Source organism: Dyadobacter sp. HNCC25DJ184, assembly GCF_056895215.1.
Genome location: NZ_JBXHAQ010000012.1, coordinates 18,103 through 39,495, shown reverse-complemented (window position 1 = coordinate 39,495; position 21,393 = coordinate 18,103). Strand labels below are relative to the sequence as shown.

15 protein-coding genes are annotated in these 21,393 nt (G+C 43.8%); 12 read left to right on the top strand and 3 right to left on the bottom strand.

Going from position 1 to position 21,393, the window contains the following annotated elements; genetic code table 11:
- Positions 1-114 precede the first annotated feature (114 nt).
- Positions 115-903 (bottom strand): pseudouridylate synthase, encoded by a 789-nt coding sequence (locus AC1XUD_RS17915; protein WP_483362413.1) that lies wholly within the window; start codon positions 901-903, stop codon positions 115-117.
- 634 nt (positions 904-1,537) lie between these two features.
- Between AC1XUD_RS17915 and AC1XUD_RS17910 the strand changes: the two genes are divergently transcribed.
- The 10 genes from AC1XUD_RS17910 to AC1XUD_RS17865 all read left to right on the top strand — a co-directional run bounded on the left by AC1XUD_RS17910 (position 1,538) and on the right by AC1XUD_RS17865 (position 12,204).
- Entirely contained in the window at positions 1,538-1,717 is a 180-nt protein-coding gene (locus AC1XUD_RS17910; protein WP_483362412.1) for a hypothetical protein, read from the top strand.
- Positions 1,718-1,797: 80 nt separating this feature from the next.
- A complete protein-coding gene (locus tag AC1XUD_RS17905; protein ID WP_483362411.1) occupies positions 1,798-3,468 on the top strand; it encodes a ribulokinase in 1,671 nt (556 codons plus the stop codon).
- Positions 3,461-4,951 carry an L-arabinose isomerase gene (gene araA / locus AC1XUD_RS17900; RefSeq protein WP_483362410.1) on the top strand — a complete coding sequence of 497 codons (1,491 nt, stop codon included), beginning with the start codon at positions 3,461-3,463 and terminating at the stop codon, positions 4,949-4,951. Before AC1XUD_RS17905 ends, araA begins: the two co-directional genes overlap by 8 nt.
- 277 nt (positions 4,952-5,228) lie before the next feature.
- Positions 5,229-5,927 carry an L-ribulose-5-phosphate 4-epimerase gene (locus AC1XUD_RS17895; protein WP_483362409.1) on the top strand — a complete coding sequence of 233 codons (699 nt, stop codon included), beginning with the start codon at positions 5,229-5,231 and terminating at the stop codon, positions 5,925-5,927.
- 27 nt (positions 5,928-5,954) lie between these two features.
- Complete coding sequence (gene fsa, locus AC1XUD_RS17890; protein ID WP_483362408.1) at positions 5,955-6,632, top strand: fructose-6-phosphate aldolase; 678 nt, start codon at positions 5,955-5,957, stop codon at positions 6,630-6,632.
- Between the two features lie 9 nt (positions 6,633-6,641).
- Positions 6,642-8,312 (top strand): sodium/sugar symporter, encoded by a 1,671-nt coding sequence (locus AC1XUD_RS17885; protein WP_483362407.1) that lies wholly within the window; start codon positions 6,642-6,644, stop codon positions 8,310-8,312.
- 434 nt (positions 8,313-8,746) lie between these two features.
- Positions 8,747-10,216 (top strand): peptidase associated/transthyretin-like domain-containing protein, encoded by a 1,470-nt coding sequence (locus tag AC1XUD_RS17880; RefSeq protein ID WP_483362406.1) that lies wholly within the window; start codon positions 8,747-8,749, stop codon positions 10,214-10,216.
- Between the two features lie 53 nt (positions 10,217-10,269).
- The gene (locus AC1XUD_RS17875; protein WP_483362405.1) at positions 10,270-11,178 is read left to right on the top strand and encodes a hypothetical protein; all 909 of its coding nucleotides are present in this window, start codon (positions 10,270-10,272) and stop codon (positions 11,176-11,178) included.
- Between the two features lie 28 nt (positions 11,179-11,206).
- Positions 11,207-11,659: a hypothetical protein gene (locus AC1XUD_RS17870; protein ID WP_483362404.1), complete on the top strand. Its 453-nt coding sequence runs from the start codon at positions 11,207-11,209 to the stop codon at positions 11,657-11,659.
- Positions 11,660-11,742: 83 nt separating this feature from the next.
- Positions 11,743-12,204: a hypothetical protein gene (locus AC1XUD_RS17865; RefSeq protein WP_483362403.1), complete on the top strand. Its 462-nt coding sequence runs from the start codon at positions 11,743-11,745 to the stop codon at positions 12,202-12,204.
- On the opposite strand, the gene AC1XUD_RS17860 is transcribed toward AC1XUD_RS17865, so the two are convergent.
- Positions 12,197-13,453 (bottom strand): GAF domain-containing sensor histidine kinase, encoded by a 1,257-nt coding sequence (locus tag AC1XUD_RS17860; RefSeq protein WP_483362402.1) that lies wholly within the window; start codon positions 13,451-13,453, stop codon positions 12,197-12,199. The genes AC1XUD_RS17865 and AC1XUD_RS17860 overlap by 8 nt on opposite strands.
- A gap of 441 nt (positions 13,454-13,894) precedes the next feature.
- Between AC1XUD_RS17860 and AC1XUD_RS17855 the strand changes: the two genes are divergently transcribed.
- Both AC1XUD_RS17855 and AC1XUD_RS17850 read left to right on the top strand, forming a co-directional pair.
- Positions 13,895-14,986, top strand: a complete 1,092-nt coding sequence (locus AC1XUD_RS17855) for a Gfo/Idh/MocA family protein (protein WP_483362401.1) — start codon at positions 13,895-13,897, stop codon at positions 14,984-14,986.
- 222 nt (positions 14,987-15,208) lie between these two features.
- The gene (locus AC1XUD_RS17850; protein WP_483362400.1) at positions 15,209-18,760 is read left to right on the top strand and encodes a PVC-type heme-binding CxxCH protein; all 3,552 of its coding nucleotides are present in this window, start codon (positions 15,209-15,211) and stop codon (positions 18,758-18,760) included.
- Positions 18,761-18,876: 116 nt separating this feature from the next.
- On the opposite strand, the gene AC1XUD_RS17845 is transcribed toward AC1XUD_RS17850, so the two are convergent.
- Positions 18,877-21,330 carry a carboxylesterase family protein gene (locus tag AC1XUD_RS17845; RefSeq protein ID WP_483362399.1) on the bottom strand — a complete coding sequence of 818 codons (2,454 nt, stop codon included), beginning with the start codon at positions 21,328-21,330 and terminating at the stop codon, positions 18,877-18,879.
- Positions 21,331-21,393: the final 63 nt, after the last annotated feature.

Below are 21,393 nucleotides of genomic sequence, written 5' to 3'. Positions count from 1 at the left end.
CGATGTCTTGGCCTTATCTTCTTGACTAAAAACAAATGATAAAGGTTGGAATGAATTGTGCAGATAATATCTGAGCCATTTTCTCTCTTTCGTCGTTAATCCATCTCCTGCCGCTCACTCCAATTCCATTCCTTCCAACATATATCCCAAGATCGGGGCGCATTTTTCCCGGCATGCCGGATAAAGATATCCATGTTTCCAGAAGTCGGATTTCGGCGACTGACCCCACCAGAACTCAGCCATGGCTAGCGGTTTCATGTTATTCTGAAAGGCATATTGTAGCAATTTCGGTGCAGCACATTCTCCCGCCCCGGCAGGTGGGTTTTTGTAGGAAGCATCTTCAAAAATAGCACGCAGACTTTTTGCTGCTCCCGATTGATTCAGGAAATGATATTGATCGAAAATTTCATTTTGAAGTAATTGGGAATGCGTTTTTCGCTTGTCCTTTAATAACATTACAAGTTCTTCAAATGCCTCCGGCTTCCGTGTTTCCAACGCTTCAATTTCCCGATTGATCCTCGAAAGTTCAGTCATGCCGGCGTTTAAAAAACCATTGTCAGCCAGGGTGTCAAATATTGGCGGGACAAATCTTGAGTGGTGATTTTGACCAGCCAGTTTTCCCGAAAAAGCGGAAAGATATCCAATCTCATTTTCTTCAGTGCAAACCACCAATATCCCAAACATTTTGCCAATTACAGCCCCCTCATTTCCAGATAACCCAAAGTTGTGATCCCATTCCTGTTGATTTTGCAAATGCGATTGCAGTTCATCGACGGCTAACAAACTTAACGGATGTGGCTTATAGTCAAAAGGTGATGCGAATCGATCGGGTAGGGGATATGGTGTTATTGAAGCCCTGAATGGAGTGAATAACGGATTGGACGAGGATATGATTTGACTCAAAATAGGTACTTAATAACTGACAATCAGTCGATGGCAAAATAAGTGCAGCATCGAGAAGTTACGATAGGTAACATTCTGCAAATGTACTAAAATTGCTTTGATAGTCAGATGTTTACACAAAAAAAACTATTCCTTTTGATCGGCAAAGTCTTCTTTTCTAGCCACGAAGACACTACTAAACCAAGCTTTAAAAGCTGAAATTTTCTCTTTCCCGCTTTGTGTCTTCGTGGCAAAAGTTGCCAGTTACTCATATTTTTTATAGAAATTATCATGTTTACTTTAATATTATTTGGCAAAATCATTTTGTTTTTCTATAATTGTGTCAAATTAACACTATGCTAGTGTTGCTAGATGCAATCGATAACCTGTTTGGTTTCAGAACGCTTATTCCAGAAGGCTGATAGTGAGTGGTGTAACCAGTCGTTGGAATTTTAAATTTGCCCGTTGACCCACTCCTGGCTGGTTCCAGACTGAGCTTTTTCGAATTCTTTCAAATTATCGGGAAAATTAGTGAACCGTTTCCATTCTGAACTGAGGATGAGATGTCAGTTCAATGACAAAGTATGTTCGCATATAGGTCACGCGAAATCTTTTGAACTGATGAACTGGAATTGTTAGAAGTAAACGGAGTTGTTTGACCAGCAATACACTGAAAAGCAGGGATATAGTAAATAGCGATCAATACCGGATGTGCGGAAAGTTTTTACTGAAAAACAGAATTCTCAACGCCGTGACTTATTTTGAAAATGCCCCTGACATTGGTCCTGCGGAGGATCACGTTGACGTGGGCGAAAAAAAATCTGTCTCACTGTAATGGAGCCGCGCTCAGTTTAAGTCGTAGTATCAAGTGAATACCTTAAATTCAAATTTTGATCTTAAATCCAAACCCATATTATGAGTAACTCATTTGTTATTGGCGTCGATTTTGGCACAGATTCTGTGAGAGCCCTGATCGTCAACGCACACACGGGTGAAACGGTCGGAACACACGTCCATGAATATGCGCGATGGAAGCAGGGCCTGTATTGCAATCCACAGCAGTCACAATTTCGCCAACACCCGCTGGACTATATGGAGGGCCTGGAAGCTACGATAACCGGTGCGCTGAAACAAGCACCCATCGAGGTGCGTCATCAGATTGTCGGGATATCCATTGATACCACAGGTTCAACGCCTTGCGCAGTTGACGAAACGGGTTTGCCACTGGCATTACGCCCCGATTTTGCAGAAAACCCAAATGGGATGTTTATTCTTTGGAAAGATCATACAGCCAACGGTGAAGCCGAGGAAATCAACGAACTGGCACATCGCTGGAAAACTGATTACACGCAATATGTAGGCGGGATCTATTCTTCAGAATGGTTTTGGGCCAAAATACTGAGAACCCTTCGCGTGGATGAATCCGTTAGGCAACAGGCTTTTTCGTGGGTTGAACATTGCGACTGGATATCAGCTTTACTAACAGGTGATACGAACCCATTGACAATCAAGCGGTCACGTTGCGCGGCGGGGCATAAGGCGCTGTGGCATGCTGACTTTGACGGATTGCCATCAGATGAATTCTTAACAGAATTAGATCCACTTCTGACTGGTATTCGTGAACGTTTATTTACAGATACTTTCACCTCCGACGAATCGATTGGCCATCTTTCTCCCGAATGGGCCGAAAAATTGGGCCTTTCGCAAGACGTGGTGATTGGTGTCGGTGCTTTCGATGCGCATATGGGTGCAGTTGGCGCGGAGATCGAACCATACGCTTTTGTCCGGATTATCGGAACTTCAACGTGTGATATATTGATGGCGCCCAACGAAGAAATCGGCGGGAAGTTGATCAAAGGGATATGCGGACAAGTGGACGGCTCGGTCGCTCCCGGAATGCTGGGGCTCGAAGCTGGTCAGTCGGCTTTTGGAGATGTGTATGCCTGGTTTGCAAAGTTGATAATAGACCCCGTTCGTAGTTTGTTGGGAGACGAAGCGGCATCTAAAATGAGTTCTGATTTGATTCCGCACCTTGCAAGTTTAGCTTCTGCATTACCGGTTTCTGAAAACGATATCATCGCCCTCGACTGGATCAATGGTCGTCGGACTCCGGATGTAAATCATACGCTAAAAAGCGCGATAACTGGTTTGAATCTGGGAACGGATGCGCCGAAAATCTTCAAAGCTTTGGTAGAAGCTACTGCCTTTGGATCACGTGCCATCGTCGATCGTTTTGTAGAAGAAGGAGTGCCGATCAAGAAAGTAATTGCCATCGGCGGCGTAGCTAAAAAATCACCGTTCGTCATGCAGACATTAGCCGATGTGCTCAACAGGCCGATTCAGGTGGCGAGTTCGGATCAGGCCTGCGCGCTTGGAGCTGCCATGTTTGCCTCAGTCGCAGCCGGTATTCATGCCACATTGGAGGGAGCGCAGAAAGCAATGGGCTCGGGTTTTGATGCTGAATATCATCCCCGTCCGGACCAGACTGCAGTTTACGAAAACCTTTATCAGAAATACCTCAGACTCGGGGATTTCGTCGAAAATAAATCAGGAATACGTTCAAATTTGATTAGTCAGAATGCTTAGTCTCAAACAATTCGAAATCTGGTTTGTCACTGGCAGCCAGCACCTTTATGGTGAAGAAACCTTGAAACAGGTTGACATACACTCCCAAATTATTGCAGAATTTTTAGATAAAACTCCTGACCTTCCGGTGCGCGTGGTTTTTAAACCTGTTGTAAAAACGCCGGACGAGATTTACGCCATCTGCCAGGAAGCCAATGTGGCAACAAATTGCGTTGGAATCATTACCTGGATGCATACTTTTTCACCGGCAAAAATGTGGATCAGAGGGTTGAATATTCTTAAAAAACCATTGCTTCACTTGCACACTCAGTTTAACCGGGATATTCCGTGGGGTGAAATCGATATGGATTTCATGAACCTCAATCAATCAGCCCACGGCGACCGCGAGTTTGGTTTCATCATGTCTCGAATGCGGTTGAATCGTAAAGTCGTTGTCGGCTTCTGGCAGGATCCGGTAGTGACTCAGCAGATCGGAAGTTGGAGTAGGGTGGCCGTTGCCGCTTTCGAACTCAAAACCATGAAAGTCGTTCGTTTTGGGGACAATATGCGTCAGGTGGCGGTAACGGATGGTGATAAAGTAGCAGCTGAAATGACTTTCGGCATGTCAGTGAATACGCACGCGACGGGTGATTTGGTGGCGGTAATTAATCAGATCACCGACGCTGAAATTGACAAGCTCGTGGAAGAGTATACTGATAGTTATACTTTGATGAATTCCCTCTTGAAAAATGGCAGCCAACACCAGTCGCTTCGAGAAGCTGCAAGGTTAGAGCTGGGTATGCGGGCGTTTTTGCAGGATGGTAATTATAAGGCATATACCAACACATTCGAAGATCTCTACGGCATGGCCCAATTGCCGGGTATTGGTTCTCAACGCCTTATGGCCGAGGGATATGGCTATGCCGGAGAAGGCGACTGGAAAACCGCGGCGATGGTGAGGACCATGAAAGTGATGGCGACGGGACTTCCGGGAGGCAACTCTTTTATGGAAGACTATACTTATCATTTCGACCCGGCCAATCCGTTGGTGCTGGGGTCCCATATGCTGGAAATCTGCCCGAGTATTGCAGCTGGCAAACCCTCCTGCGAAATTCACCCGCTTGGAATTGGCGGCAAAGCTGATCCGGTTCGACTGGTTTTCAACGCTCCGGCGGGTCCGGCGATTAACGTTTCGCTCATCGATATGGGCAATCGTTTCCGTTTGCTGGTCAATGAAGTGGAGGCTGTGGAAGTAACAGAAGCCCTACCGAGACTTCCTGTCGCACGTGCCCTGTGGAAGCCAATGCCTGATATGCACACCGGTTGTGCCGCATGGATACTGGCTGGCGGCGCACATCACACTGTCTATAGCCAAAATATTAAAACAGATCAGATCGAAGATTTTGCTGAAATGTTTGATGTTGAGCTGGTTGTGATTGGTAAAAACACGCAGCTAAGACAACTGAAAAGTGAGCTTAGATGGAACGAAGCGGCCTATAGATAATTTTCGGACCTCGTTTTATTGACCTGGTCTTTCATATTTAAGAAATCTTTTTTTTGTTTTTGTTAAAGTGTCAATCTGTTGTTTGTCAGTTGGGTATTGTCCTGCGTTGGATCAGAAACGGATTGTTGTCACAACTCACATTCGGCTGGAAAGCTGTTAATAATCAAAAAGTTGGTTCTCAAAATGAAGTTTATAAATCGAGCCCTTGAGTGTCGTTAGTGATCGATAGGAGCTGAAATATATCTTAAATTTTTAATAAGAAATTCATTCAACACATATGTACAAGTCCTTAAAAGAAGCGTGTTACGAAGCCAACATGCAGTTGCCCAAATTGGGTTTGGTGCTGTTTACTTTCGGAAATGTGAGTGCGGTGGATCGAGAGCGAGGCGTGTTTGCGATCAAACCGAGTGGTGTGCCATATGAAACACTTCAAGTCGATGATATCGTTATTTGCGATTTCGATGCCAAAGTAGTTGAAGGCAATATGAGGCCATCTTCCGATACCAAAACGCACGCACTGATATACAAAACCTGGGAGGGCGTCGGTGGAATTTCTCATACACATAGCACGCATGCGGTGGCTTGGTCGCAGGCGGGAATGGATATACCGATTTTCGGAACTACCCATGCCGATCATACGCATCAGGATATCCCCTGTGCACCTGTGTTGACAGATGAAATGATCCAGGGGGATTATGAACATGAAACCGGCCATCAGATTTTCAATTGTTTTGCTGAAAAGGGGCTGGTATATAGCGAAATGGAAATGGTTTTGTTGCAAAACCATGGTCCGTTTACGTGGGGCAAAACAGCAGAAAAAGCAGTTTACAACTCAGCAGTTTTGGAAGAATTGGCAAGAATGGCCTATCTGACGCTACAAATTAACCCAAATACTCCTCGGATAAAAGACACGCTCCGACTTAAACATTACGAACGAAAGCATGGCAAAAATGCCTACTATGGGCAGGGATGCTAACCTCACTTTTTTAACCAATCCTTACTTATGAAATTTTTTATTGACACTGCAAACCTGGCCGAAATCACTGAGGCCGCTAATCTCGGTGTGCTCGATGGAGTGACAACGAACCCTTCTCTCATGGCCAAAGAAGGCATTACGGGTCATGATCGAATACTGAAACATTATATCGATATCTGTAATATAGTCGACGGGCCGATTTCGGCGGAGGTGATATCGACTGATTATGAGAATATTATAAAAGAAGGAGAGGCGTTGGCCAAATTGCATCCGAATATTATCGTGAAAGTTCCGATGATTAAAGACGGTGTACGTGCGATTAAGTATTTTACTGATAAAGGTATCCGTACCAATTGCACGCTGGTATTCTCTGCTGGTCAGGCTTTGCTGGCAGCGAAGGCGGGAGCAACTTACGTTTCTCCTTTTGTAGGACGGCTGGATGATATTTCGACAGACGGAATCGCGTTGATCGGACAGATCCGGTTGATATATGACAATTATAAATATGAAACCCAGATTTTGGCCGCTTCCGTTCGTCACCCGATGCATATCATCCAGTGCGCCGAAATAGGTTCAGATGTAATTACAGGTCCTTTGAGCGCGATACTTGCCCTTCTGAATCATCCTTTGACGGACAGCGGACTAGCCAAGTTTTTGAGTGATTACCAAAAAGGAAATAATGCTGAATCTTCGGTAACTCGCTAAAAATCAGTTATGAAACTTGGTCTTGAAACAGTAGATTACATCATCTTTCTTGTCTATTTCGTCATCGTTGCCACTTACGGATACTGGGTATATCGTTACAAGGACAAAAAAACGGCGGCTTTAAAAGGTAATGAGGTCAAAGATTTTTTTCTTGCCGAAGGTTCCCTGACGTGGTGGGCCATCGGCGCGTCGATTATTGCTTCCAATATATCTGCTGAACAGTTTATCGGTATGTCGGGGCAAGCGTTTCAACTGGGGCTGGCTATTTCTGTCTATGAATTGGTTGGAGGGTTGTCGCTGGTTGTGATAGCAGTATATTTTTTACCGATGTATATCCGCAACAACATTTACACCATGCCGCAATTTTTGCAGCTGCGCTACGACAAAAGGCTGGCGACGATTATGGCGGTGTTCTGGCTGTTCCTTTATATACTAGTGAACCTTACGTCCATTATATACCTTGGAGCACTCAGTCTGGAAACCATGACCGGCTTCGGTTTCATGACCTGCGCTTTGTTTTTGACGGTTTTTGCAGTTTTTATCACACTGGGCGGGATGAAAGTGATAGGGTATACCGATGTAATTCAGGTAGTTTGCCTGGTCGCTGGCGGCTTGGCCACAACCTATCTTGCCCTCAATTTATTGTCTGATAAGTTGGGCACTGGTGCAGGGATTTTCGAGGGATTAGCGCTCATCAAACAAAAGGCAGATCATCACCTGCATATGGTTTTCGAACCCGGTAAGTTTTTTGTTCACGACGGCAAGGGAGGACATATCGATGCCTATAACCAGCTGCCGGGGCTGTTGATGTTCATCGTTGGCGGACAATGGATCGTCAATTTCAATTACTTTGGTTGTAACCAGTATATGATCCAGCGTGCTTTAGGAGCGAATTTGGATACCGCTCGAAATGGCGTTTTGTTCGCTGCATTCCTTAAGTTGATGATGCCGTTTATTGTGGTTTTGCCGGGTCTGGCAGCTTATGTTTTATTCCAGGAAAATGCCGATATGGCTATTGTCCAGGGAATTACGGATAATGGTATCGTCAAGCCGGATAATGCATATCCAGTTTTGTTGAACATTTTACCGACAGGTTTGAAAGGACTTTCTTTTGCTGCATTAACGGCCGCAATCGTTGCATCATTGGCTGGAAAAGCCAATAGTATCTCCACGATTTATATGCTGGATATTCACAAAAAGTTCTTCAACCCGAACATGACCGAAAAACAAACCGTCTGGCTGGGAAGAGTAGCAATTCTGGTTTCATTTGCTATTGCGCTTATAATCAGTCCTTTTCTGAAAAATTTTGGGCAGGGTTTCGAATATATTCAGGAATATACCGGCTTTATTTCCCCCGGCATCTTGTGCATATTCCTTCTCGGAATGTTTTGGAAAAAGGCTACAACAAATGGCGCACTTGCAGCAGCTTTGTTGAGTATACCGCTTTCGGCATTTTTCAAATATCAAATTCCGGATATGCCGTTTCTAAATCGTATGGGCACTGTTTTCTGGATTTGCGTCATCATTCAGGTCGGGATCAGCTTGTTCGAGTCGAAAGGTAAAGACAGCCAGAAAGCATTTGAAGTAAACCGCCATTGGTTTGCCGTTTCGCCCTCTTTCAGGGTGGGGGCGGTTGCCGTTATTGCCCTTTTGGTGGCCGTTTATGTGATTTTTTGGTAGGATAGATTTAAGTAAAAAGGTTTGCTCAAAAGCGATGTCGTTTCCGTTGGAGATGATATCGCTTTTTTGTTTTTTATGAATGGACTCAATACCAGGGCCCTCCTTTCCTGGCTTTATATTCAGCCAACCTTTAGCAAAATGGCAGTGCACAAAACCGTAAACTAACTAATTTGGGCTTTTCCGACTTAAACCGGAAAAAAATAGGCATATTTATTTTGGTAATCCACTGGTTTAGAGGTCTGTGCGGTCGAGTCGGTCCATTAGGTCAACCTTTGGGTTAGATTCTTCAAATCAGTCACTGCCACCGGAAATTTTGTGGGTAGCGCAGTACTCAATTTATTACTGCTTTCCATTTTTAGATTCCACTGTCGGGGATCAGGAAAAGGCGCATTCAAAAAAATCTGATACTTTTTCAATCATTTTCAGAAGTTAGTATGAAGACCATTTTACTTTCCTTTACCAGTCATGAAGTCGATTACAACCCGACATTGCAAAGGGAAATGGAGGCCACAAACCTCGCACTTCAAAAGGGAATTCTTGACAGAGACTATGAGGTAGTGACGCTTTTTCAGGCAACGGGTGAACGATTGGCGGAAGCAATCGATGCAAAGCAGGATACATTGTGTTTGTTTTTACACAGTCGACGTGCGTGGAGCGGTGGTGACGAGCCAGACGAGCCTGACAGCCTGGATCAAATCGTCAATAATTTGGGCAGGTGCAAAGAGCTGAAGCTAGTTGTATTGAATGGAAACGCAACTGTAGGTCAGGTCAAAGAGCTGCTTAGCCACCATATTCCGGCAGTTATAGGTATATCATCTTTGCCATTTGATGAATCGGCAACGCTGTTTTCGGGTACATTTTTCAAGGAAATGGGCATCAGAAAGTCAAATCTGCGCGATTCTTTTGATCGCGCCATGGAGTTCACCACCGCAGCCGGATTGTTTCCCGAAGCCTGCCCCAATCAGAATCTCAATAAACTAACCGAACTGGGTGAGCCAATCTGCGGACTATTTTACGAGGACAGTAAAATCCTGCAATGGCGACTTCCGGAAGAAGTAGCAAAGCCCGCGCCGGTTGAAAAAAAGCTGGAAACAAAAGATTGGGTATTGCTGCTCGGTATTATTCTTGGTGCTTTTCTGCTCACAGTCGTTGTCTTTGCGAAATTTAAGGATGAGTTGCTGCTTATTGGCTCGCCTTTTACCTATATCGTTCTGTTTTTTGCCGCGATTTTCCCGGCAGCAATTCTGGCTTATTTGTTGAATTCCGATGCAAAATATGAGGGAAGCATTCCTGGATTGGGGGGCAGTATCTCTCTAACCGGACCGGCGGCACTGTTTATTATTATTCTTGGGTTCGGGGGATATCAACTTCAACAGGTGCCAAAATCTTTTTCATATACTGTCAATGTATTTTCCGAAAGTGATTCCACTGAAATATTGAAAAAAGGCGATGCGAGTTTGTTATATGGAGATCAGATTATTAAAAAGGAAATCAGTGAGGGACAGGTGACATTTAAGCAACTTCCCAGCGATTTTAAAAATAATTCACTTTTACTAATTGTCAATTCTCCGGGCTATATATCGCGTCAGATACAACTTGGTGCGTCTGGAAATATAAATAATTTTACGTCTAATATTTATTTAAAAACAAGGCCAGATAAAGTGCGTTTGAGCGGTTCTGTCATCAATCAAAATGGTCAGCCTGTAAAAAATGCAGAAATGGTGTTTGCCGACGGGAAGGTAATTACGACTACAGATGAGTATGGGAATTATGCTGTTGATACTCAGTTTAAGGAGGGGTCTGAAATAAAATTAGGTATCTATATTAAAGCGAATAACAAACGAAAGCTTGCCAAACAATTATTGATTACTGTATCTGAAACCAGCGGGGAATATCAATTATGAAACGATTGAATAAAGTTGTTGGCTGTATACTTTTTTTCTGTCTAATATATGCTATGACTCCTGCCGTTTCGCAAAATACTTTTTCATTTAAATGTAAAGTAGTTCATAATAAAAAGGGTTTGCTGAAAAGATTCTCGGTTTTAGTAAATGGTCAGCAGGCCGTGACAAATGATGCTGGAATTTTTCTGATTGCGCTGAACAATAATATTACTTATGTAAAGATCGATATGGAATCCAATCGGTTTTCGGTATTATATCCTACGGCGGGGCATTTGTTTATACCAAAAGATCCCAACGCAATTCAGGAAATTATAGTAGGAAATCCCAGTGACAATTCCTTATTGAAAGAATATGCTAAATTGGTACAGAGTACTGAAAATCAGAAGGATGATAATATTAAAAGCTTTCTGACGCTGAAGATTGATTCTCTCCGCCAACAATTATTGGAGCTAAATTATACACAGAATGACCTTGAAGAGAGCAGAAGATTGATGGAGGCGCGTCGCGAAAACAGAGTTAATATTTTGACGACACTGGATGAATTCGCCAATCGTGGAAAAGACTTACTGATCTCATTCGGGCTTGGAACTCAATATGCATTTGACAATAAAGAGGCGATCGTAAAACTTCAAACCCAAGTGACGGACTATACTAAATCCTGGGACGAGTTGAGCAAAAAGCGAAATGAATATGAAAATTTAGTAGATCAATATTGGGCGAATGACTCAACGTCCGCCGAATTTCGAAGCCTGACGAGTTTTGCGTTAGACACAATGCATGGAGATATGCTGACATTGAATACATCCATAAACGGGATATTACAATATAGAAATGACCCTAAAAAAGATAAAAGCAAGAAGGCTCAAGTGCAGGCAGACATTGATTCGAAATTGGCGAAAATAGATATTGAAATAGCTGAGTTAAAGAGGCGCATCGAAAAATTAAGAATTGAATTGAATTAAAGATTATATATAAAACTCACCAGCGACTATGAAAAATCCAGCCTCATCGTTTCGATTCGTTTTGATATTATTTAGCTTCATTTTTATGACTTGTTCCGAAGATGGAGCGGAACCGCAATATATTCCATCCATCGGGGCGTTCTGGCAGGATGGGAACAATGGCAACAATAATAAACATTCCATCACCTGGCAATATCAGCCCAATCTGTCCGGGTGTCCCTATCCAATTCCCTGTAGCAATACGGGATATTTTACCGGTATAGATAGTTACCGCGCATCGGGAACCGGAAATTCGTCACCTTGCACAATAGCCGGTTCGTTCAAAAACCATCATATTGAATGGTTTTATCCCGAAAACTCAACATGGAATGCAAACTGCCCGATCAGAGGCGCATTTTTTAGTGGTACAATCAACGATTCGTCTACGGTAATAACGGTAAGTAGTCCGACTTTGGGAGATCTTGTTTTAAGAAAGCGCTGAAATATAGGTTCTTATGTAAAAATGGAATATATTAAACTGACAATATTTGGGCGCTGATTACCTTCACTCGAACTCAACGGATTATGAAAAAACCTGGACAATTATTGGCGCAATTTCTACTAGCGCTGACAATGATTTTTAGTTTTTTAATCGCCTGTTCAGGCGACGGAGCAGAGCCGGAATTTGTTCCAGGTATTGGTGCAAATTGGCGGGATAATGAAGATGCTGCCAATTCTAAACACTCCATCGTTTGGCAATACAATCCCGATGTTACAGGTTGCCCAAACAATGTACCATGTTTTAGCTCTGGTTACTTTTCTGGATTCGATTTCTATATTCCTTCACCAGGTCAGAATTCGGTTCAATGTAATCTTTCAGGGTCTTTTAAAAATCATCATATAGAATGGTTTTATCCGGAGGACTTCAGCAATAGCGGTTGTCCAATAAAAGGAGTGTACTTTAGCGGAACTATAGACGATTCGTCCGCAGTGATAACCGCTTCAAGTCCCACACTTGGCGATTTGAGACTTCAGAAGTTCAGATAAGCGGCTTTATATGTCGGGTCAACGGGAGGATGATAGAAAAAACAGTACCAGTATCCTTATCCGACTCAACCTTGATATATCCGTTGTGATTACGAACGATTTTTTTACAATATGCCAGCCCCATTCCCACACCAGGACGTGAGTTATTATGAGATAGTTTTGAAAAAAGGCCGAAAATTTTCTCCAGCTGATCTTTATCGATACCAACACCATTGTCTTCAATCCGGATTTCGACATATGATATTGCTGTATTCATCGTCTCGTCAGCTCCGGGTAAATAAGAAGCAGGATGAGAACTGAGTTTTAAACGAAGTGGTGCATCTTTCCGGGCAAATTTCACTGAGTTATTCATCACCTGATATAAAAGCTGCTCCATTTGAAGTGGAATAGCTTCGATTTCAGGTAGCATCTCCCGGGTAATAATGCCTTGAACAGCATCCAGTTGGTCAGCGAAACGGACAGTTAAATCGTCCACTATTTTATTGAGATCCACACTTTCAAAATCCCCTTGATGGTCAAGACCGGAGTAGTCCGACAAATCTTTAATCATCATAGAAAAAAGTTGTGCGCTGGAATCTAATCTGAGTGCCAGATTCTTTATTTTGACATCTTTATTATCAGATTCTTTTACCAGCATACTACTAAAAACCCTGATTTTTCGAAGTGGCTCCTGAAGATTGTGATTGGAAATGTATTGATATTGCCGATTCTCATCCCGCGAATGAGTCAGTTGTTCGGTCAGCTCCAACAGCTGTAACTTTGTTTTTTCAACGGTGTCAATATTCTGTAGGTGAAAAGATATCAACTCTGCAAACATCTTAAACATCTCGATCGTTTTGGTATTATTGATCGTTGCTGGCCGCGGATCAACAGCGCAGAGCGTACCAAAGAATTCTCCGTTTTGCAGGAAAATCGGAACGGAAATATAGCTCTGAAGCCCATACATTTTTGGTGTGTGATGGTTACGATATTCTTCATCAAGTGCCACGTGGTCTATTACAACCGGTTTTTGATGGTCCCGGATCTCGTTACAGATCGTGGAGGCAATTTCCAATTCCCCACCTGGCTGCAAACCAAACATGATTTCGTCACGAACCCCACATGCTACCCAGCGGTCATTGGTCACACGCGCAATAGCAGCAAATCCCATTCCGGTGGAACTGCAGACAACTTCAAGCATTTTCGGGACAATTGCAATTCGTGCGATTTTGTCGATATCAGCCCCGAAATCATTTTTTGTTAAAGACATTTTTAAAACCTGAAGTTGTGAAGTAACGCCGAGCCTGGGAAACAAACTGAAACCTCAAAAGAATCCATTGCCATGCTAGTTCAAATATACATATCATTTTGCGACCCGTAAAACGTGTATAGATACCGGCATTCAGATTGAAAAACGCGCTTCTTGGTTTTCAGTAGGTTGCCTAAACAATGAACCAGACGGCCATAGATTGAAATCAACCTGTCGCCGGCATTCGGCATGCTGCTGTCTTCTGCATTTTTATTTTGAAATCACAATTTTTCGGTTGCCTACGGTATGAATATTGCTATATGGCGGGACGAAATTGCAGGTCGATGAAATAAGGAGAGCATCAATTTGACGGGTGGTGAGAAATACACGCGACTTCTCAATTAGTTGTTGGAAACCCCGGATATCGGGAGTATTTTTCCGGGAGTCTAAAAATATCGTAGTATGGAAACCAGAAGGTCTTTTGTAAGCAAAATGGCGAAAAGTGCAGTGCTGTTGCCAATAGGTATGCGGCAGTCCGGTTATTTGTTTGATAACAAGAAACTTGGTGTAGCGCTGGTCGGGCTGGGTCGGTATGCCAGTTTGATGGCGGAAGCGATTAAGGATTCTCAATATTGCAAAATTGCTGCCCTGGTATCAGGAACCCCGGAGAAAGCGACGGAGTGGGGTTTAAAATACAACGTTCCCAAGTCTTCCATATATTCTTATGAAAGCTTTGATGAAATCGCCAAAAACAAGGATATAGACCTTGTTTATATTCTGGTACCCAATGGATTGCACAAAGAGTACGCTATCCGCGCGGCTAAGGCCGGTAAGCATGTGTTAGTTGAGAAACCGATGGCGATTACGGCCGCTGAGTGCATTGATATTATCGAGGCCTGCGAAAAAGCAAAAGTGCAGTTGGGGGTAGGCTATCGGCTTCATTTTGAGCCATATAATATGGAAATGATGCGGTTAGGACAGAAGAAAGTCTTCGGAGAAGTTCGGCTTGTCGAGGCGTCTTTGGGATATAATATTGAAAATACAAATCCTGACGACTGGCATTTGAACAAAAAGCTCGGAGGTGGTGGAGCCCTTCAAAACCTGGGCGTATATTGTGTGCAGGCAGCAAGGTATATTACTGGAAATGAACCGGTTTCCGTAACCGCTGAATTTGGTCCCAAAACCCATCCGGATTTATTTAAAGAAGTTGAGGAGGCGATATATTGGCAACTCCATTTTGCAAACGGCGCAGTTGCAACTTCCTTGGCTTCCTACATTTATGGTATAGACCGACTCTATGCGAGTGCTCAAAACGGACATTTCGAGCTGAGTCCTGCCATCAGTTATGGCCCATTCCGAGGAAGGTCAGACGAGGGCGAAATGAATTTCCCGCAAACCAACCAGCAGCAGGTTCAGATGGATGAGATTGCGAAATGTTTATTGGCTTCCAAACCGTTGCCAACGCATATCGGCGGAATGGAAGGGTATCATGATCTCAAGGTGATTGACGCGATATACAAAGCCGCCGCGAGTGGGAAGAGGGAGATGATTTGATTGAGTGAATTTTTGATTGTAGTAAAAAGAATGCGAAAGTTTGAATCTTGATTGAGTTTTGATACTGAAAGTTTTACCAGGCCTTCAAAACCTGGTAAGTCTATCTCGGTCAATCAAAATTCAAAGTTTTAATAGTAGAATTCGAATATCTCAGATTTTGGATAAGATGACAATATTATTCAGGCCATATGATTTTGACCTGATTCGTTCTTCCTGAATCCAATGAGAAAAACGCATATTTTAAATGGCAACCTTACGACAATATGCACAGTCGTATTCCTTTTATTATCACAGGGTTGCAAACTCCCAAAGTCGGGTGCGGCTTCGGTACCAATGACAAAAGATAAATATGCTGAACACGTTCGAACCAGCAAATATCAGACACCTGAGGAGGAGCGTCTAAGTTTTAAACTTCCGCCGGGTTTTGAAATCACCCTTTTTGCTTCCGAGCCAGATATTATCAAACCAATGAACATGGAATTTGATGACCGGGGAAGATTGTGGGTCACGCAGTCAGGCGAATATCCTATGGCTGCCGGAGAGGGGGATGGAAAAGACCGGATCACTATTTTGGAAGACAAAAATGGCGACGGGCGTGCCGACACTTTCACGCATTTTGATGATAACTTGAATATCCCGATCGGGATTATGCCAGTTTCTGACGGTGCGATCGCATATAGTATTCCAAATCTTTACTATTTCAAAGACGAAAATCAGGACGGGAAGGCCGACAGTAAGAGGATACTGTTAGGCGAATTCGGGCATAAGGATACCCACGGAATGGTTAATAATCTGATGCGGGGATATGATGGCTGGCTGCATGTTTGTCACGGTTTCTCAAATATCTCGGCCGTAGCCGGAACCGACGGCGATTCAATAAAAATGACCTCGGGTAACACATTTCGCGTAAAATTTGACGGAAGCCACGTCGAACAAACTACTTTCGGAAGGGTAAATCCATTTGGATATGCATACGACGAAAAAGGGTATTTGTATTCAGTCGATTGTCACACAAAACCCATAACTCAACTTATTTTTGGAGGGGACTATCCGCATTTTGGAAAAAAGTCTCCGGCAGGTTTAGGTTTTGCACCTGAAATGATGAGTTATGAACTGGGCTCCACAGCTTTGGCTGGCCTCGTTTATTATACTGGGCAGCAGTTTCCGCAAATGTATCAAAAGAGTTTTTTTACCGGAGATGTCGTAACCTGCCGTATCGATCGCAATACGATTTCTTTTAACGGGTCGACCCCTGTTTCCAAAAAAGAAGAGCCGTTTATGACGAGCGAAGACCCATGGTTTCGTCCGGTTGATGTTAAACTCGGGCCGGATGGGTCGTTGTATATTGCCGATTTTTACAACAGAATTATCGGGCATTACGAGGTTCCTCTAAACCACCCGGGAAGGGATAAAGTTAGCGGACGAATCTGGAAAATTACATATAAAGGTGACGTTGGCGGCAAGCCGATGGCAGTGACTGACTGGTCGAAAGCGACTATTGAGCAGTTGATAGAAGGGCTTGATCACCCGCAGTTGAATACCCGTCTGAAAGTTGCTGACCGGATCGTAGATTCTTATCAATTCAAAGCAATACAGCCAACGTTGGCACTTTTGGAATCCGACAAAAGTAGTGCAACGTCCAAGTTACACGCCCTTTGGATATTAAATCGTTTGAACGCATTACCTGAGGCAACATTAAATGATGCGATGAAGAGTAACGATCCTCTGATCCAGATTCACGCTTTGCGGGTCGTTTCTGAAATGAATTCTATTAGTTCGGAACGGCGGGAAATAGTACTAGCCACACTAAAATCGACTGACCCTTTCGTGCAGCGAACTGCTGCCGAAATTCTGACTAAACAACCGGATGCAGGTAATCTGAAAGCTTTGTTGACACTATATGACACTACCCCGGCGGCAGATTCACATTTGAGATATACGGCTCTCCTGGCGCTTCGTGAAAATCTAAAGAACAGTAGCGTGATGTGGCGCATACCGGCCATGTCCTGGAAGGAGGAGCAGCTGACTGTACTTACAAAAGTGTTGTTGGATGTTCCGTCTTCGTCGGGCGCGGCGTTTATGCTGGATTATGTAGTTAATCACGATTTGCCTCAGGAACAGCTTATCAACGCGTTGGAATATATAGGCCGGTATGTGGCTCCCTATCAAATGGATCGTGTGGTAACTTTGGTTAACGAGAAATTTGCCACGAATACCGATATTCAATTGTCAATTTACAACACATTTGCAAAAGGTATCCGTCAAAGCGGTGCTCCTGTGAGCCCTAAAATGAGGGATTGGGGATTAAAATTGGCTGGTCTGTATTTGTCTGGCATTTCGGAAATGACGGATATCTGGAAAACGAAACCCGTAATAAAATCTGAGGAAACGGGGAATTCATGGATGGTTTCGGATGACTTTCTAACTGACATCGCGCCCGCTTTTCGTATCATATTAAGTGAAAAGAATGGATATGGGGCCAGAGAAGTTCTTTATTCAACACCTTTCAAATTGCCGGGTCAACTCAGCATGAATGTCTTCGATAATGATATCGATAATAGCGCGTCTAAAAAAGGAATTTCTAAAAACGTGGTACGGGTCAGGTTATCGGGAAGCAATAAGATTGTCGCAGAAGCTCGTGTAAATCAGGTTGCCAAGGCAGAATGGAAAGATCTGATTAAAAATGTGAAGTTCGATCTGACCAAGTATCAAGGTCAATCTGGGTATATAGAGGCGGTTGACAGCACGCAAACGGGTTCAGTTGGAATTGGGAAATTCGATCCTGCGATATTGGAAATACCTTCCCAAAGCCCTTCGGAAGTGGCAGCACTGCGGATTCAGGCCGCACAAATTGTGGGAGATTTTCGGGATAATTCTCTTGAACCAGAATTGAAAAATCTTGTTCAGTCGAGGTGGCTTGACAACAATACCCGAGTAGCCGCATCCGCAGCTTTGATGAATATTGATCCTGCAAAAAACGCCGAGGTTGTTGGTAAAGTGTTTGACAACCGTGACGAGCCGTCGGCACTGCGAGCCAGATTGGCGGTTTTATTAGGACAAGCATCTTCTTCAAACGTTTTTGCACTGCTTCAAAAAGGATTTTCTGGAAGTGTTTTTAGTCTTCAGACTGCCATAGCTTCAGTTCTTGCAAATACCCGCGATGGAATCGATTATTTGTTGAATGCCTTAAATTCCGAAGATGTTAATCCCAATGTATTGACGGACGTCAGAGTAAGAGAAAGGCTTGCTTCAAACATAAGTTCGTCCCAACAAAAACAACTAGACAGCCTGACAAAAGATGGTGCAAACGAGCGCGACGAGAGACAGAAACTGATTGATATTCGTATTGCCGGTTATACCCGTGGGGCTAGTTCGGCCGTTACCGGACAAGCTGTCTTTGTTCAAAATTGCAGTTCCTGCCATCAAGTCAGCGGAAGAGGCGGTTTGATCGGCCCCCAGTTGGACGGTATCGGAAATTGGGGCCACAGGGCACTGACGGAGAAAATCCTGGATCCCAACCGTAATATCTCCGAGTCTTTCAGGAGCTATAATATCACATTGAAAAATGACAAGATTTTATCTGGTTTATATCGACGGACGGAGGGAGAAACGATGGTTTTTGCGGATCAGGGAGGTCAGGAATTTTCGGTCGTGAAGAATGAAATCAAAGAATATCGTGCCTCAAAGTACACGCTTATGCCGGATCAATTCCGGAATGTTATTTCAGAAAAGGATTTTTATGCTTTGTTAGAGTATTTAGGAAGTGTGAAGTAGGGGAGGCAGACAGACTTGTAAGGTTGTAAAAACCTGGCAGGGCTTTCTCCCGAAAAAAAAACGCGCCCAGGAAACAAACCCAAGCGCGTTTTCAAATCTTTCGAACAGTAAAACTTTTAAGGATTCACCACAAACTCACCCTTTTCCACCGACCAGTCGTTTCCGTAAAATCCGGCCATTTTAACGGCTTTAAATCCGTTTTCCAACATGTCAGCTGAGAATATCATAAGGTCGGGAAAGCCGCTACCTCCGGCGAAGTACTGGTTGGCGTTTGCTGCTTGCATACCGAGCTTGCCCGTTCCGCTGATGACGGCGATAGAAGCAATTTTGCTGTCTTGTCGTGGCCACATGAAATAAGTGGCAAGGTTATCGCCAATGAATTCGTTTGTACCGGCGGTAATTTTCCCCTTGGTAACCTGGATCGGGCAGTTGGAAAGTAACTTGTTCCAGGCAAGGTTGTTTGATGCATTTCCATAAAGAATCACGCCACGATCTGGATATTTGGCAGGTTCAAAGTCTTTGTCGGCGACGATATCAACCGCTCCGTTCCCACGGTAATACCAGGTTTCTGAGTCGTACCTTGCTTTTTCCAGGGCCCAGTTGTTATCGTCCGCTGAGCCGTTGGTGGCATATACATATACCATTCTGTTTTGAAAAGGCTCCTTGAATGTCCCTGAACGTATGGGATTCTTTTGTTTGTCCAGAGAGTTTGAAATTATTGACCAATTGTCCGTTTTGCTCAAAATTATTGTTTCGTTGTTTTGATTGACCTGATATGTAATGTCATTCAAACTATCGAGACGTATATGAACATTTGTTCCTTTCTCGAAGGTGGCAAGGTCTAGAGAGAGCGTAGCAACATTGTTAGTTGTTCCGGTAATCAGATTTTTGGTTTTATTCAGATCCAATACAATTCGGCTGTATTTCAATGCAGCATTTTGCTGGAGAATGGATGCCCATTTCATTTTTGCGGATACCCCCGGATTAGCAGTTGTAAAATCCAGATGATATACTGCCGTGTCTTTTGCGATAGAGTGCCAGCTGAAAAAGTTGAAAATTGGCGGCCAGTCGACGCTGATATCACCATACCAGTGCCCGCCTCCCGGATATTCATAATAGCTAAAATCGGGATGAAATCCGGCCAGTAACTTCTTCATTTGACGTGCATATTCAACAGAAACCGTCTTGTCGGCATCTCCGTGAGCGATATATACACCCAGGCCCCGGTAATTTTGAGCCAGCGCTAAAACATTACTAGGATTGCTGGCACGAAGCAGCATAGCTTCCATCGGAGAGCCTGCGCTGTCAGGTATCATACCATCATGCGATCCATAAGATGACAACGTCGGATACCCGGCAGAGGGAGCAATAGCCGCCCATTTGTCGGGGTAGGTCGCGCCTAAAAACCAGGTTCCGTGCCCGCCCATCGAATGACCTGTCAGGTATATACGCGACGGGTCTGGCGTGAATGTCTTTTTAGCAATTTCCAAAACTTCCAATGCATCGAGCCTTCCCCAATCTTCCCAGTTGAATCCTCTGGGACGACGGTTGGTCGGCGCCACCACAACACCCCAATCTTTTGGTTTATAAGCTCTTGCCTGGCTAATTGCCTGAACTTCCGCGCCGTGAACCGAGAAAAAAAGAGCTGGGTGGGTATTAGATTGGTCTCCGATATAGGGCGAAACTGCATAATATTGAATGCTTCCGTCCATCGCACTCACAAAAGTCCTGCTGTATTGTTTGCCGGACGCAACGGTCTCCAACGTAATTGTTTTAGTATCAATAGCTTTTCCATTCTGAATCAGCGAAATGCCAATGTCCTTTTTTCCGACTGTCGAAGCGCCAGAAGCATTCACCAAAAATCCAACTTTTCTGCTACTCATAGCGGGAATTATTGGGAGGGAAGTAACAACCTGCTCACCACCAATATCAGCCCTGGCCGTCGAGCTAATCATTGGTTTCGACGTCGTATTGACCACTACTAATCCAACCCACAATGAATCATTTTTTAGACCTTCAACTGCGTTCGGCATGGTCAGATCTTCGGTACTCAGGAATGCAGGTTTTTCGGGAAATGTAAGTTTTGCGGCAATACCCCCAAATCTTCCAAACCGAGCCACGCGGACGTAAAACTCGTTTTTCCCTTTTTTTAATTTTATCGGAATATGCATCCAGCCGTAGCGGTACACGTCGCCGCCATGAGGTGTGCCGTTAACGAAAACCATATCATTTCCTTGAACATTCAGCAATGCAACCTGCTCTTTTTTGGCATCATATGTCAGGTAGATATACCCGTTGGAAAAAGATTCGCCACGAAAACGATGAGCGGTATCAGCCTTGACTGGTTTCCATATTACTTTGTTGTCGGATCCAAGTGCCTGACCGTCTTTGGGTTGCGGGAGGACGCCTTTATATAATTGCAAAGCGAGCTGATCGGTATATAGCGCCTCCCTGCCGTATTGATGACAGGGGCCAATACCGAGACCTTCGGAAAAATAATAGACATTTTGGGCCAAAGAAAACGCAAACGTCAGCAAGACCAGACTGACCGAAAGAATAAATTGCTTCATGAACGGGAGTGGGACAAAATATCGATGATTTTTGTAAGATTCCTTTCCAACATATTAAGGAAA

What these genes read in the sequence shown, in the direction of transcription:
- AC1XUD_RS17885 (WP_483362407.1), top strand. Translation starts at nt 6,642, where the DNA reads ATGAAACTTGGTCTTGAAACAGTAGATTACATCATCTTTCTTGTCTAT.
- AC1XUD_RS17845 (WP_483362399.1), bottom strand. Translation starts at nt 21,330, where the DNA reads ATGAAGCAATTTATTCTTTCGGTCAGTCTGGTCTTGCTGACGTTTGCG.
- AC1XUD_RS17860 (WP_483362402.1), bottom strand. Translation starts at nt 13,453, where the DNA reads ATGTCTTTAACAAAAAATGATTTCGGGGCTGATATCGACAAAATCGCA.
- fsa (WP_483362408.1), top strand. Translation starts at nt 5,955, where the DNA reads ATGAAATTTTTTATTGACACTGCAAACCTGGCCGAAATCACTGAGGCC.
- AC1XUD_RS17855 (WP_483362401.1), top strand. Translation starts at nt 13,895, where the DNA reads ATGGAAACCAGAAGGTCTTTTGTAAGCAAAATGGCGAAAAGTGCAGTG.
- araA (WP_483362410.1), top strand. Translation starts at nt 3,461, where the DNA reads ATGCTTAGTCTCAAACAATTCGAAATCTGGTTTGTCACTGGCAGCCAG.
- AC1XUD_RS17850 (WP_483362400.1), top strand. Translation starts at nt 15,209, where the DNA reads ATGAGAAAAACGCATATTTTAAATGGCAACCTTACGACAATATGCACA.
- AC1XUD_RS17895 (WP_483362409.1), top strand. Translation starts at nt 5,229, where the DNA reads ATGTACAAGTCCTTAAAAGAAGCGTGTTACGAAGCCAACATGCAGTTG.
- AC1XUD_RS17875 (WP_483362405.1), top strand. Translation starts at nt 10,270, where the DNA reads ATGACTCCTGCCGTTTCGCAAAATACTTTTTCATTTAAATGTAAAGTA.
- AC1XUD_RS17905 (WP_483362411.1), top strand. Translation starts at nt 1,798, where the DNA reads ATGAGTAACTCATTTGTTATTGGCGTCGATTTTGGCACAGATTCTGTG.
- AC1XUD_RS17870 (WP_483362404.1), top strand. Translation starts at nt 11,207, where the DNA reads ATGAAAAATCCAGCCTCATCGTTTCGATTCGTTTTGATATTATTTAGC.
- AC1XUD_RS17865 (WP_483362403.1), top strand. Translation starts at nt 11,743, where the DNA reads ATGAAAAAACCTGGACAATTATTGGCGCAATTTCTACTAGCGCTGACA.
- AC1XUD_RS17880 (WP_483362406.1), top strand. Translation starts at nt 8,747, where the DNA reads ATGAAGACCATTTTACTTTCCTTTACCAGTCATGAAGTCGATTACAAC.